This is a genomic window from Verrucomicrobiia bacterium (assembly GCA_036405135.1).
Taxonomy (GTDB): domain Bacteria; phylum Verrucomicrobiota; class Verrucomicrobiia; order Limisphaerales; family JAEYXS01; genus JAEYXS01.
In genome coordinates this window covers 138,903-152,392 of record DASWYF010000020.1, presented here as the reverse complement: position 1 = coordinate 152,392, position 13,490 = coordinate 138,903, and the positions used below count along the sequence as shown (strand labels likewise).

General features: G+C 57.7%; 12 protein-coding genes. 3 read left to right on the top strand and 9 right to left on the bottom strand.

Annotated features, from left to right (window positions below):
• The first annotated feature begins 116 nt into the window (after nt 1-116).
• The 3 genes from VGH19_09255 to VGH19_09245 all read left to right on the top strand — a co-directional run bounded on the left by VGH19_09255 (nt 117) and on the right by VGH19_09245 (nt 2,695).
• Nucleotides 117-743: a sigma-70 family RNA polymerase sigma factor gene (locus VGH19_09255; protein HEY1171543.1), complete on the top strand. Its 627-nt coding sequence runs from the start codon at nt 117-119 to the stop codon at nt 741-743.
• 6 nt (nt 744-749) lie between these two features.
• Nucleotides 750-2,156 (top strand): hypothetical protein, encoded by a 1,407-nt coding sequence (locus VGH19_09250; protein ID HEY1171542.1) that lies wholly within the window; start codon nt 750-752, stop codon nt 2,154-2,156.
• A gap of 77 nt (nt 2,157-2,233) precedes the next feature.
• Nucleotides 2,234-2,695 (top strand): DUF6714 family protein, encoded by a 462-nt coding sequence (locus VGH19_09245; GenBank protein ID HEY1171541.1) that lies wholly within the window; start codon nt 2,234-2,236, stop codon nt 2,693-2,695.
• Nucleotides 2,696-2,707: 12 nt separating this feature from the next.
• On the opposite strand, the gene VGH19_09240 is transcribed toward VGH19_09245, so the two are convergent.
• The 9 genes from VGH19_09240 to VGH19_09200 all read right to left on the bottom strand — a co-directional run bounded on the left by VGH19_09240 (nt 2,708) and on the right by VGH19_09200 (nt 13,216).
• Nucleotides 2,708-3,292, bottom strand: a complete 585-nt coding sequence (locus VGH19_09240; GenBank protein ID HEY1171540.1) for a hypothetical protein — start codon at nt 3,290-3,292, stop codon at nt 2,708-2,710.
• Nucleotides 3,293-3,295: 3 nt separating this feature from the next.
• Complete coding sequence (locus tag VGH19_09235; GenBank protein ID HEY1171539.1) at nt 3,296-3,718, bottom strand: biopolymer transporter ExbD; 423 nt, start codon at nt 3,716-3,718, stop codon at nt 3,296-3,298.
• A 22-nt stretch (nt 3,719-3,740) separates the two neighbouring features.
• The gene (locus VGH19_09230; protein HEY1171538.1) at nt 3,741-4,442 is read right to left on the bottom strand and encodes a MotA/TolQ/ExbB proton channel family protein; all 702 of its coding nucleotides are present in this window, start codon (nt 4,440-4,442) and stop codon (nt 3,741-3,743) included.
• A gap of 36 nt (nt 4,443-4,478) precedes the next feature.
• A complete protein-coding gene (locus tag VGH19_09225) occupies nt 4,479-5,303 on the bottom strand; it encodes a TonB family protein (protein HEY1171537.1) in 825 nt (274 codons plus the stop codon).
• A gap of 84 nt (nt 5,304-5,387) precedes the next feature.
• Nucleotides 5,388-7,127: a PepSY-associated TM helix domain-containing protein gene (locus VGH19_09220; protein HEY1171536.1), complete on the bottom strand. Its 1,740-nt coding sequence runs from the start codon at nt 7,125-7,127 to the stop codon at nt 5,388-5,390.
• On the bottom strand, nt 7,124-7,783 hold the full coding sequence (locus tag VGH19_09215; GenBank protein HEY1171535.1) for a hypothetical protein: 660 nt from the start codon (nt 7,781-7,783) through the stop codon (nt 7,124-7,126). Before VGH19_09215 ends, VGH19_09220 begins: the two co-directional genes overlap by 4 nt.
• A gap of 18 nt (nt 7,784-7,801) precedes the next feature.
• Nucleotides 7,802-8,485: a Fe2+-dependent dioxygenase gene (locus VGH19_09210; protein HEY1171534.1), complete on the bottom strand. Its 684-nt coding sequence runs from the start codon at nt 8,483-8,485 to the stop codon at nt 7,802-7,804.
• A gap of 7 nt (nt 8,486-8,492) precedes the next feature.
• Entirely contained in the window at nt 8,493-10,724 is a 2,232-nt protein-coding gene (locus VGH19_09205) for a TonB-dependent siderophore receptor (protein ID HEY1171533.1), read from the bottom strand.
• Nucleotides 10,725-10,942: 218 nt separating this feature from the next.
• Nucleotides 10,943-13,216 carry a TonB-dependent siderophore receptor gene (locus tag VGH19_09200; GenBank protein HEY1171532.1) on the bottom strand — a complete coding sequence of 758 codons (2,274 nt, stop codon included), beginning with the start codon at nt 13,214-13,216 and terminating at the stop codon, nt 10,943-10,945.
• Between the last annotated feature and the right edge of the window lie 274 nt (nt 13,217-13,490).

Sequence of the window (13,490 nt, the reverse complement as noted above, 5' to 3'; positions counted from 1 at the left end):
TCCTCGCTCTGTATGTCTTCAGTGTTCAATCCGTGCTAAAAAACACTTTCTTCCTTTCCTGAACGTTGGACGTTGGAAGTTGAACGTTTCCCCCGCTCCCCTATACTGCCCCTCGCATGAGTTCCCCCGAGGAAGCAGAATTGCTCGCGCGCTGTCGCCGAGGCGACTCCGCCGCTTGGGATGAACTCTTTGACCGGCACTACGCCCCCTGCGGCCGCTTCCTCTTCCAGCTCTCCAACACCCTCACTGCGGAAGATGTGGACGAGATCTGCCAGGAAACCTTTCTCACCGTCGTAAAAAACCTCGCCACGTTCCAAGGCCACAGCCAGTTCCAGACCTGGCTCTTCCGCATCGCCGTGAACAAGGCGCGCGACCATCAGGAGAAACAACGCGCCGCCAAACGCGGCGGCGGACAGCTCACCTTTTCACTCCACGCAGAAGACCCAGACACCGGCCTGACCATTGATCCCCCCAGCCAGCAACCCGGTCCGGACACCGCCCTCACCACGCAGGAAGATGGCTCCCTCATCATCACCGCCCTGACCGAGCTGGGCGACCCTTGCCGCGAAATAATCGAGCTCCGCTACTTCGGCGATCTCAGCTACGAAGAAATATCGAAAGCCTTGGAACTCAACGAGAAAACCGTCAGCTCACGGTTGAGCAAGTGCCTCGATAAGCTCGAAGAGATCGCCCGTATAAAATTTTCTCGGGGAAATGCCAGCGTTTCTCCGTCAAACAAATAGACGACCATGTCGCAAGAACCTGAAAAAGACATCGAGAAGCAGTTGCGAGAACACGCTGAAAAGCGTCGCGCCGCTGCGGGCGATCAGGTGGAGCTGCATCCCGCCACCCGCGCGATGTTGCAGGGCGAAGTGGCGCGCACCTACGGCACCACCTCAGCGGCAGCAGCCGCGACTGCTCATGAAAAATCAGCGCGTCCATGGTGGTCCTACTGGCCTGGCCTTCTCTTCGCTTCCTGCTGTGTTATGCTCTTGGCCGTCTTCACGATGAAGCCCGGCTCGCAAAACGAAATGGACTTCGCGCAAGCTCCAGGCACTCCTCCAGCAGCTACCGCAATCTCGGCTGAAATGGCCCCTACTTCCCCTCAACCTGCCGCCTTTGCTTTAGACGCCGGAGCACCTCCATCACCTCGTGAAGCGATGGAATCCGTCGTCTTCGATCCTCAAGGTCCGACCCTCAAAAAAGAGATGCCCTTTACCTATGCAGAAACCAAATCCTCCGCACGCCAGGCTGGCACTGCACCAAAAGACGCAGTCATGTCCGTGTTCGAACCGGCCAAGCTAAAAGCCGATGCACTCGCCGCCACTCCAGCCGTTACCAGACCCCTTCCCGCAAACACCGCATCCGCGCCCCTTGTCGTTACCGTCGCAGCCCCAGCCTCCGCGCCCATCTCTTCCGCCTCCATCACCATGCGAGAGGATCTCACGGAAAAGCCTGCGCCCACGATCGCCGCCAAACGCATGGCCGTCACCGCCTTGCCGCCACCCGCACCGAGCGCTCCTTCAGCATCCGTCCCCGCGCCTGACGTAGCGCAAGCGGCAGAAAAAGCCAAAGTCGCACTCCCCAGCGACAACACTGGCCAGCGCTTCGAGCAAATCCCTTCCCGCGCCGGTATGCGCCGCAATCTCCAATCACCGCCCAGCCCCGAAGTGCTCGAACAATTCCAAGTGCAACAAAACGGTAATGAACTGAAGATAACCGACAACGATGGCTCCGTTTACCTCGGCAGCCTGATCACCCCCGAGGAAGCAAATCGCAATCAGGAGGCGCGTGACGAAGTCGCGAAGGACAACGCCCGCATACAAATGAATCGCGGCGGCGCACTGCGCGACACACGCACCGCGTCCGAAGCCGAAAACCTCCGCACTCGCAGTGCCTTGGCCGAATCCAATGCCAACATCGACCGCTACTTCCGCGCCACCGGCATGAACCGCACCTTGAACCAGCCCGTAGTCATCGACGGCACCTTCAAGAACACCGCCGCCATCGGGACCAACGCCAATACCCGCGCGCTAGTCGCCAAAAAACAAATCGAAGCACCAACCAATCTTCCCCCATCAATGCAGATACAAGGCCGCGCCGTCATCGGCGACCGCCAAGAACTCATCATCAACGCCATACCAGTGAATCGCTAAATAGACCGTGCTGCCGGATTCCAGCCGGCAGTTCCTGCGCTCTCGCCGAAGCCCATAACATATTCCTCGCAACCACCTTGAATTTGCGAACACAAATTGCAAAGGCCTTTGCCGATGTTCCCTACCCCGGTGATGACAACATCACCTTCAGCCAGTGTGAAGAAGCACAACATGTCCTCCACTATTTGTGCGGAAAGAAATGGCATGAACTTTCCATTCAAGAGCTGAGATATGCGAACGCACTCAGTTGGTTGAGCGAAGCCGGGTTTCAACACTACTTGCCCGCCTATCTTCTCGCCGTCACAACGGATATTGGGAAAGCGGACGTAATGGTGCTTGAGCTGAAGTACGCCTTCATTCCTCCACGCCGCCTAACTGGTGCGGCCAATTCCACATTCGCCTCACGCATCCAGTGCCTGACTGACGCGCAAAAGGAAACAATCCTCCTCACCTTTCAAAAACTTGCTCACGATGGAGCCTATGACGAAACCGACTTGGAGATGCTCCACCGCACATTCATGCAATTCGGAAAAGCCTAAACCACCTCCGGCCTACTCCTTCTTCTTCGCCTTCGGATCCGCCGTCGCCTCCTCCAGCCGCTTCACCACATCCTCATATTCTTTCACCAGCTTGTTATACTTCTCCACGATCTCATTCCGCTCCTTGCCCATCGTCTCGATCGTTTTGTTCTGCTGCGTGATCGCCGCATTCGCCTGCTTCATCCCTTCGTTCTGCTTCTTGATATCCTCGTTCTGGCGCTCCATCTCCTTGTTCTGCCGCTCGATGCTCGCATTCGCCTGCTCAAGCGCCTTCTTATAAGCCTCGCTCTGCTTCTCCGCGCGATTCCCCTTCTGCTCCGCCTCTGCCAACGAACGCCGCAAGGTGAACACCTCTTGTGAAGTTTTCTTCGAAGCATCCGTCAGCTCTACTTTCACGCCATCGAGCCGTTTGATCTCGTTCTCCAGCAGCTTGTGCTTGCCTTCCAGCTCCTTGAACTTCTCATCCCCCTTCACCACGGCGTCATGCTGCGCCTGCAATTCCCCGCGCAGCTTCGCCTCGCGGAACCACTGCACCGTGATCAGCCCGCACAGGATGAGCGACCACACCAGCAACAGATTCGGCAGCCACTTCTTCATGTCTTACTTCTCCCCCTCGCTCGCGGCTGCGATGGCGAAGGAAACCTTCTGCACACCCGCTCTGCGCACCATGTCCAACACATTGATCACCGCCCCGTGGCTCGCCGCCTTGTCGCCGCTGATATACACCGGGATGTCCTTCTTCTCCGCCACCCGTTTCACCAGATAATCATGCATCTCCACCAACGTCTTGCGCTCCTTCTCGATGTAGATGTCACCTTGCTTGTCCACTGCGATGTTCACCAGGTCCGGCTTGAAATCCTTCGTCGCCTGCGTGGCCGTAGGCAGGTCCATCTTGATGGATTGCAACTTCACCATCGTGAGACTCACCATCATGAACGACGCCAACAGAAAGAACATGATGTCGATCAACGGGACGATCTCAATCCGTGCTTTCCGGTGTGGCAATGGAGAACCGATTTTCATGCGCGTCTGGAAGGAAGCCCCATCAAACTGTAGTCGTAGATTTGCGCGCGCTGATCATCGAGGGCGCAGGAGGAGCTGGCGTCTCACGGAACGTGCCGCCATCCGATTCCTTGTGCTTCGCCGCCTGCACCATCACCTCGACATTCGTCGCCGCAGACTCCAGCTCGAACTGCAAGCGCGCGACCTTCGCCGTGAAATAATTGAACGGGATCAGCACAAAGATCGCGATGCCCAGGCCCGCACCCGTCGCGATGAGCGCCTCACCGATACCGCCCGTCACCTTCTCCACGGCCAGTTCAGAACCGCCGATGGAATCGAATGAAGCCATGATGCCCGTCACCGTGCCGAGCAAACCAAGCAACGGCGCCAGCGTGATGATCGTATCCATCGCCATGATGAAACGGCCCGCGCGTTGCAGTTCTACACCCGCCGCCACCTGCAACGCCCCCTGCATGGAAGAGTGAACATGGTTCAACCCATGCCAAATCATACGGATCACCGGGTCTTCTGAATCCTTCGCGCGATTCGATGCTGTGTTGAAATCACCCACCTCGATCGCCGTCAACACCTGCTCCAGCCGCTTCGCATCACGCTTCTTCGCCAGCGTGCTCCACCAGATGATCCGCTCACCGACCACCGCGACGGCAACCAGAACAACGATGAGGATCGGCCACATGATGGGGCCGCCCTTGATGAACAATTCAACGACAGTATTCGCGAGCATGGGTAATAAAACGTGCGGTTACGACTTGGCCGAAGACTATTTCTTCTGGTTGATTTGGAATTTAAAAGGCACCAGATAATGACGTTGCGGCCCGGCTGGCCAGCGCCACTTGCGCTTCACAGTGTAAGCGGCTTCGTCATCCAGAATATCCCAGCCAGAACTGTCACGCACTGAAATGGATGAAGGAAAACCGGTGCGATCGACCACGATCTCCAACACCGTCACACCTTGATAGCCACGGCTCAAAGCCAGTGCAGGATATGTCGGCTGGGGATATTTTCCGCCATCCCCGCCACCCGGACTGAACTCCACCGCATCCCCCGTTCCACCCGTGCCATTACCCGTCGGTCCCGGCGGCGGAGGTGCCACCACTTTACGGATCACCGGCGGTGCCGCTGCATACTGTGCTGCCACCACGCGCACAGGTCCTTCCACCGGCACGGCAAACGCCACATTCGCATTTTCGGGAGCCACCGCAGGAGCCACTTCCGGCATCTCCATCGGTTCCGCAATGCTGTCTGGCGCAGGCGCACTCTCGCTTGCCGGAGCCAGCGACTGCGATTGCATGCTCGGAGGCGGCGGCATGAACAACACCGGCACCACCACCTCTTCCGCTTTCGCTTCCGCTGGCAAGATGAACAACGGCGACTTCAAACCATACAGCCCGATGAGGATGAACAGCACACAGATCGCGTTCGCCCAAGCATACTTCACATTCGGGTCCGGCTTGTCCTGCGGAAGACATTGCCGCGCCAGCTCACACGTCAACCGCGTCGGGCACGCTTCCCCCAAGGCGCAACGTTCCAGCGATGCCGGAGGCACCTTCACGATCAATTTAGCTGGTTCTTGCGTGGTCACCATACTGCTAAGAGCAGTTCTTGAGACTAAATCTCAAATAAATCTGGTCAAGCCCTCTTTCTGTTACGATTGGGCTGTTTAAACCGTCTATTCTGTGGCCGTGCGAGGCACCGCCATCACTTCCGGTTCCGGCTGCGCGATAGCGCGTTTCTCGGCTTCAGCGGACTTCTCTTCCGGCTTGGCGGCCAGATCATGCTTGCGATTCCGCCAGTTACGGAAGCGGCGGAAGGAAAGCGCAAAACCCGTGTAAACTAGCACCATGCCACCGATGCAGGCAAAGAGCGCGATCGCCTGTCCGGGCAACCCGAACGCCTCGCCTGTGTGCAACGTGCGGTTCAACGTGCGGAAACCGCGACGCACCCCGTAATCGGACAAGCTCTCTTTCCGCAACACATCCCCCGTGAACGGATCAAGCTGAAGCTGGTAAGGCAACGGCATCCACGCCTCTGTCTTCACCGTCATATTGATCGGTTGCGGCGCAGCGGCAGCCATACCACCAGCCCCACCGCGACCTTCACCGCCCATGCCCTTGGCGCGCTCACCACCACGTTCGCCACGACCTTCACGCGCTTCACCACCGGTAGACGCCGTCGCTGCGGCCACAGCCGGAGCTGCATTCGTAGAACCTTCTGCATTCTGCGCCACCTCTGCATTGCCACCTTCGCGCTTGCGGCGACCACCCTCACGCTTGCCTTCACCGCGAGGTCTCTCTTCCGCAGACGCCACCACCGCATTCGTGCTGTTCGCCTCAACCGTCGTGCCCGCCACCGCTGCACCCGGAGCACCACCTTGCGGACGTTGCATTCCACCGCCACCACCGCGCTGACGCGGATTGGAAAGGCGCAACGTGATCGTTTCCCAGCCCGGCACTTCCTTCTGCGCGGCAGCGAGCAATACATCATGATTCGCCGGACGCGTTCCCGGAGCCGGTGTCGGCACCGTTGGAATCAAAGCCTTCGCTGCATCGCCTTCCGGTCGCTTATAAATCCAGTCACCCACATCATGGAACGCCATCACGATGCCCGTGAAACCCATGATCACGATGACCGGTGCAGACCACAGCCCCATCGCATTGTGCCAGTTCCAGTCACGCGGCTTGCCTTTGAGCTTGAAGCTAACCACCGAGACCGCCTTCAAACTCTTCCAAGACCAGTGACGCGGCCACCACAGGTAAATACCCGTGATGCTCAACAGCACAAAGATGATCGTGGAGATACCCACCACCGTGCCCGCCATCTCCCGCGCACTCATTGGACGAGGTTCGCCAGCCGGCCCTCCGGGACCACCAGCCGGTGCCGCCGCTACGGCATTCGTAGAAGCAGTCGCAGCAGTTGCTACAGTATTAGAACCGCCTTGTGCACTTGCCACCGCATTCGTTCCCATTCCACCAGAACCTCCCGGACCTTGGCCCGGAGGCGTGTTCACACCCAACCACCGATGCCAACGCAGCATCAGCGCGAAGAACTCACGCGTCTTCTTCGCACCCGGCTGCTGGATTTCGCCGGTGTAAGGATTCAGGTAAACCGTGTTCGTCCGGCCCATGCTGTAGATCACTGGCTCCGTCGGATCGGCAGAGACCACAATGCTCGCCGGACGCGCCTCCGGCTGTGCCTCACGCAATTTCTTGCCCAACTCATCCAGCGTCAGGCGCGGTGCATCCGCCGTCGGCGGCTTCACCTTGCGTACATCCCGCTCCACCCACGCGATCACCTGCTTCTCGAACGCCATGGAAGCACCCGTGAAAACCGTGATCGCGATCACGCCACCGGCGACGAGGCCGATGACCAGGTGAACCCAGAAAAGTGCTTTGCGGAACTTCTGCTTCATGGCTGGCGGAAGGAAAGGGTGGAGCTGTGCGTCAGGCCCTCAAATGCCTTGCCCCCGGCAAAGCCCGCCAACGTCTCGCGATGAACACAGACCAGCAAAAACAATCCCTTGGACGGTGCCTTGAAAGTCACCTTGCCTTCAGCATTGCTGGTCAGATCCGCCGTAAAACCTTTATCTCCCTCCACCTTGATCTTGGCCTCTGCGAGTGGCTGACCACGGAACGTCACTTTGTATTCGCCCGCCTTACCCGTCGGCACGATGTCCAGCGTCAGCGCCGCTTCACCTGCTTCGGATTTAGCCGGTTGCCAGCGTGCGTAAAACATCGTCTTACGCGGATTCTGCACCGCACGCACCGGCATGCCCGCTTCTTCCGCGAGTACCGGAGCGGATGCTTTGCTGCCTTGCAGCAGGATGTGATCGCTCTTTTTCTCCAGCTTGAACTGATTCGTAGCCACCGTCCAACCTTGCAGGCTGGTGAACGCATCGAGACGTCCCGGTGATGTCTCCACCTTCTCTCCGATCTCACCGAAGCGGAATCCCACCTCGCCGTTCGGCAGGTCTTCCAACCAGATATTATGCGCCTGCGCCGTGATGGCACCAGTCAGACCGGCGGCCAGCACTAACGCACGCAATGAAGCGAAGAGAGATTGTTTCATACGACAAATAACAATGAGTTAGCCCATTTCCGCCCATTGGCGGAGCAGGTTGTGATACACGCCCGTAAGGCTCACGGTGGATGGGTGATTCGGCACATCCGCATTCAGACGCTGGATTGCCATGTCCAAGTCGAACAACAGCGAGCGCTGGGTGTCATCGCGGATCATGCTCTGCAACCAGAAGAACGAGCACAGACGCGCACCCCGCGTCACGGGCGTGACGTGATGCAAGCTCGTCGCCGGATACAAGATCATGTGTCCGGGCGGCAGCTTCACCTTCTTCACACCATACGTGTCTTCCACGCACAACTCGCCGCCATCATACTCTTCCGGTCCGGCGAAGAACAATGTGGCCGACAGGTCCGTGCGGATGCGATGGCCCGTGCCCGGCACCTGCCGGATCGCATTATCCACGTGCGTTCCAAATGATTGACCACCGGTGTAGCGGTTGAACAGCGGCGGGAAGATGCGCAAAGGCAAGGCCGCGGTGATGAACAGCGGATTCTTGCTCAACGCGTTCACGATCATCTCACCCACCTGCCGCGCCGCCGGATGCCCCTCCGGGATCTGCCTGTTGTCCTTGGCGCGAGCGGATTGATAACCCGCCGTCACCTTGCCATCCACCCACTCGGCGCTCTCAAGGATCTGCCGTGCCTCAGCCACTTGCTGCGGCGTCAATACATCTGGAATGCTGATTAACATGTTTATCTTAGAACCGGAAATTGGCCGTCAGCACAGCGGAGCGTCCCGCACCCGGGATCACATGGCCGCCGCCCACACGGTCAATGTAGGTCGTATCCGTCAGATTATAGACGTTCAGACGGACATCGAAGTTTTTATTGATGCGATAACCCACCATCGCGTCGAAGAGCACATAGCCTTCCACCTGACGCGTGTTCGTGTTGCTGCTGTAGCGGGTATCGACGAATTGCGCACCGCCGCCAAGTTCGAGACCGAACGGAAGCTGATAGGTCGTCCAGAGGTTGAACGATTGCTCCGGCGTGTTGCTCAATTCCTTGCCCACTTCGGCCGCGTTCAGAGATTTCACGATCTCACTGTGCATGTAGGTGTAACCGGCGAAGACCTGCCATTCTTCTGTGATGCGGCCAGCCGCGCCGAACTCGATGCCATCCACACGCTGCACACCATTCAGCACGATCACGTCGGCCGGGTTCGTCGGGTCTTCCGTGCGCGCATTCGTCTTGTCCGTGCGGAACACGGCAGCGCTGATGGAAAGCCGCTGCTTGAAGAATTCCCACTTGGTGCCTAGCTCGTAGGTATGGCTTTGCTCGGGATCCGTATTGACGTTGTTCGCCGCGGTCGCGGTCGTGGCCAGCGTCAAACCTTCCGCTGAAGGATTGAAGGACGTGCCGTAACCGAAATAGACGCTGCCGTTTTCCTTCGGCTTGAAGACCAAGCCCGTGCGGCCGCTGATCATGTCATCGTTGGAGCGCAACGGACCGACATCCACTTCAAAGTGCTCGAAGCGCACACCGCCATTGACCTGCCACTTCTCACCGATCTTGATCGTATCGAATATGGACAAGGCCGCCGACATGGATTGGGCTTCCGTCACCACACCCGTACGAGTGACAGCGCCTGGATTCGGGTCGTTCGGGTTCGGATTATAGATGTCCGTTACCGACGTAACACCAGCCCGCGTGTAGTTCTCCGAAGATTCACCGATGACTTCCAGGCTGGTCACCAACGTATGCTCCAGCTTGGCGGTTTCGAAACGGCTCGTCAGGTCGGTCTGGTTCGCAATGATCGTATCCGTCTGGTCACGTGATTGGATCTGGCGGTTGACGCGGGTGTCATTGATAACACCTGCGCCCGGATCGGAATCGAAGAAGCGCGGAGCCGTGATGATGGAATCACGCTTGGTGATGCCCATGCGGAACAGATTCCGCAGGCTGTAGGAATCGTTGAAATCGTGCTCGAACAGAGCCGTGCCCAAATCCGTGCGGGTCTTCTCGTAATCACGATTGGCGAGACCGTAGAAATTGGAATAATCCACGGGGGCCACTTGATCACCGTAACCGGCGAGGAAGGGATCGGTATTGCCCACCGGCACGAACGGAATGCCGTAGTCCGGAATATTGTCCTGCTCCAAGTGGAAATAGCTCAACGTCACGCGCGTAGGCGTGCCCAGACCGAAAGCCAGTGACGGCGCCACACCCCAGCGCTCATTCGTCACTTCATCACGGCGGGGCGTGTCGTTCTGGTGCCAGACACCATTCAACCGCAAAGCCGTGCCTTCAAAGCCCGTATCCTTCAACGGCTGGTTCACGTCCACGGTAGAACGGATATAGTTATCCGTGCCGACACCTACGGAACCGCTGTAGAACGGGTCCACCTTGGGCATTTTGCTGACCAGATTGATGGAACCGCCCGTGGAACCACGGCCCGTGGAGGAAGACGTCGGGCCCTTGATCACTTCCACCTGCTCCATGTTGAACGGGTCGCGCGAGTAACCGCCGAAATCACGCACGCCATCGATGAACATGTCCGTGCGGGCATTGAAACCGCGGATGGACAAGTTGTCACCCGCCGGCACACCGCCTTCGCCTGCTTGCATGCTGATGCCCGGAACGTTGCGCAAGACATCGCGCAAAGAAGTCGCACCCTGGTCCTCCATGACGGCGCGAGGGATGACCGTAATGCTTTGCGTCGTATTGACCAGCGGCTCCGTGTATTTGGGTGAAGATACCGTCTCCGGCTTGTAAGCCGTCTCATCCTTCGTCTTCTCACCCGTGATGACCACGTCTGGCAGCTTCGTCGGCGCGTTCGTAGAAGAACCCGCCGCGACTGGCGGCGTGTTCGTCTGCGCCTGCGCGGCACTGGCCCCCGCGAGCATGATGGCATTGACCATCATCAACGTGCTGGCAGACGGACGATATCCCGGCTTCTGCCCCTGAACTGTGTTCTTCTGCGTCATCATTTTATTAAAGTCACTACAGCCCGACAGCCGTGCGGATGCCTTATGAAACCGGAGCCTACAGGGCTCAAATTTCTCCGACGGCTGTCGGGCCAAGGATTCATAAAGTAGAGAACCGGTAAATCCCGCGCTTGCGGTGGCTTGCGTTTTTCTATCGGCGGCTTGCGTACCTCGTTTTGGGCGAGTGCAAGCCGCCGACAGGTAGTTTTTGCCTATCCAGCTTAGAAGCTGAAGTTGGCCGTCAGGTAGGCTGACCGCGGTGTGCCCGGATTGAACCGCCCGCCGTTGTTGTTCAAGCTGCTGGAATACAGCTCGTCAGCCAGGTTGTAGATGTTCAGGCGCACATTGATGTTCTTCGTGATGTCATACTGCAGCATGGCATCGAAGACCCAATAATCCGGCGCTTCCGGCATATTCGCACCCGGAGTATTGGTCGTCTGACGGGCGATGGTGCTCACATAGCGCGCACCACCACCCAGCGTGAGGCCGAAAGGCAGACGATACGTTGTCCACAAACTCATCGAGAACTCAGGCGTCCATTGGATGGCCGCACCGTTGGCTGCATTGGCCGGGTCAGAGAACTCCGTGTTGAGGTAGGACCAGTTGGCAAAGACCTGCCACTCATCCGTGATGCGTCCCGCCACACCCCATTCCACACCATTCACGATCTGCTCGCGACTGTCGTAAATGAAGGAACCAACATTCAACGGATCCGGCGTCAGAATATTGTGATTGATCGTCCGGAACACCGAAGCATTGACCGCCAGGCGTTCCTTGAAGAATTCCCACTTCGTGCCGAGTTCGAAGTTGTCGGCGATCTGCGGATCCGTGCTGGCATTGTTCACATTGCCCGCCGCACCACTGAGGTTGAAGTTCGCACTGCCCGGAGGCGTCATTGTGCGACCGAAACCGAAGTACGTGCTGCCATTGGAGGCCGGCTTGAAGAGCAAGCCCGCCTTGCTGCTGAGAATGTGTCCATCCGCGCCCAGATCGGCGGTCACTGCCTGGGTTGCATCCACGGAAGTGAAGTGCGTCGCATAATGCTCCCAACGCACGCCACCATTCACCTGCCAGCGTTCACCGATATCGATCGTATCAAACAGATACAGCGCCACCGTGTCCGTAGAGCCCCTGCTGTAAGCGCCGTTCCGCACCGGGCCATAGCCGGTAACATCGTAGTATGGATCGGGGTTGTATCCGTCAAACGGAGTAACTGCCGCGGTACCGGCACCAATCACCGTGGGGGTGTATTGCTCTTCCCAAGTGTATTCCAACCCCGTCACCACGGCATGTTCCAGCGGGCCTGTGTCAAACTTGATGGTGCCGCTCGTCTGATTTGAGAAAATCTTGTTGTACCGCTCGTTTGCCTGTCGCATACGCGCGACCTGACCCGCAGCATTGATATTGCCCAACCCCGTGATCACCGCCAAACGGTGCGTCTCCGTGTAGACGGTGTTATTGCGCAACGTAAAGCTGTCCGAGAGATCATGCTCGATGCGGCCACCTGCGCTGAACTGGCTGACTTCTTCAAAGTCATAGAGCACGTTGCCATAATAGTTCTCGCGATCGATGCCACTATTGCCATTCAAAGTCGCTGTTGGCAGACCGTAATCAGGAATGTTGTCCTGCTCGGTATATGTGGAGGTGAATACCACACGCGTTGGCGTACCCAATCCCAATGCCAATGATGGCGAGATGCCCCAACTATTGCGCTCCACGTAGTCACGGCCCGCCACGCCGCCACCCTGCACCAATCCGTTCAGGCGTAACGCCGAACCGCCCAGCCAGGTGTCTTTCTCGCCGAGTTGCAACGGCTGGTTCACATCCGCTGTGAAACGGGTGTTGTCGGCCGAGTTGTATCCCAGGCTGGCACGATAGAAAGGTTCCAACGCGGGCGACTTCGTAACGATATTTACGTAACCAGAACCATTGCCGCGGCCAGTATCACTGCCCGTAGGGCCTTTGAAAACTTCCACCGCTTCAAGATTGAAGGCATCACGCGTGATCAGACCCTGGTTGCGCACACCATCTACGAAGATGTTATTGCTCGCATCAAAACCGCGCATGAAGAACGTGTCACCTGCGCTGCTCGAAGCACCACCTCCCTCTCCTGCCAGCATCGTCACACCCGGGATGTTGCGCATGATTTCGCTCAAGGTCGTCGCACCTTGCTGCTCGATGACCGCCTTGGGGATCACAGTGATTGTTTGCGCAGTATCCACCAGCGGTGTCGTGTACTTCGGGTTAGCAACCTGTTCCGGCTTATAAGCCGTCTCATCCTTCGTCTTCTCGCCAGTGATCACCACGTCCGGCAGTTTCGTCGGCGCATTCGTGGACGAACCGGCCACTGCTGGTGGCGTATTCGTCTGCGCCTGCGCGGCGCCAGCACCCGCCAGCATGATGACATTCACCAATGCCAGCGTGGCGATGGACGGTTTTCTTAGACTTTCCGGATTTGTTTCAACCCCCTGCTGCGTCTGCTCGTATTTCTTCATGTATATAATAAAGTCACGTCGCCCGGCCGCCACACAGATGCCTTATGAAATTTGAGTCCAACCGGGCCTCAACTTTCTCCGGTGACGACCGGACAACGGTGCGCAAATTATATAATTCGAAAAGCCTCCGCTTTCGTTCACTTGCTATTTTCTATTGTAAGATTGCGAAACAGGAAATTCGGAATCACAGACGCAATCCTCCCATTGAAATCATTTTTAACCAATAAAATCAGGTGTTCTATTCGTGTTAAGTTTTCAAGAAACCAGATCTGGA

Bases quoted from the DNA above. Each gene is read 5' to 3' on its own strand.
- VGH19_09255 (HEY1171543.1), top strand. From the start codon at position 117: ATGAGTTCCCCCGAGGAAGCAGAATTGCTCGCGCGCTGTCGCCGAGGC.
- VGH19_09250 (HEY1171542.1), top strand. From the start codon at position 750: ATGTCGCAAGAACCTGAAAAAGACATCGAGAAGCAGTTGCGAGAACAC.
- VGH19_09240 (HEY1171540.1), bottom strand. From the start codon at position 3,292: ATGAAGAAGTGGCTGCCGAATCTGTTGCTGGTGTGGTCGCTCATCCTG.
- VGH19_09235 (HEY1171539.1), bottom strand. From the start codon at position 3,718: ATGAAAATCGGTTCTCCATTGCCACACCGGAAAGCACGGATTGAGATC.
- VGH19_09230 (HEY1171538.1), bottom strand. From the start codon at position 4,442: ATGCTCGCGAATACTGTCGTTGAATTGTTCATCAAGGGCGGCCCCATC.
- VGH19_09225 (HEY1171537.1), bottom strand. From the start codon at position 5,303: ATGGTGACCACGCAAGAACCAGCTAAATTGATCGTGAAGGTGCCTCCG.
- VGH19_09220 (HEY1171536.1), bottom strand. From the start codon at position 7,127: ATGAAGCAGAAGTTCCGCAAAGCACTTTTCTGGGTTCACCTGGTCATC.
- VGH19_09215 (HEY1171535.1), bottom strand. From the start codon at position 7,783: ATGAAACAATCTCTCTTCGCTTCATTGCGTGCGTTAGTGCTGGCCGCC.
- VGH19_09210 (HEY1171534.1), bottom strand. From the start codon at position 8,485: ATGTTAATCAGCATTCCAGATGTATTGACGCCGCAGCAAGTGGCTGAG.
- VGH19_09205 (HEY1171533.1), bottom strand. From the start codon at position 10,724: ATGATGACGCAGAAGAACACAGTTCAGGGGCAGAAGCCGGGATATCGT.
- VGH19_09200 (HEY1171532.1), bottom strand. From the start codon at position 13,216: ATGAAGAAATACGAGCAGACGCAGCAGGGGGTTGAAACAAATCCGGAA.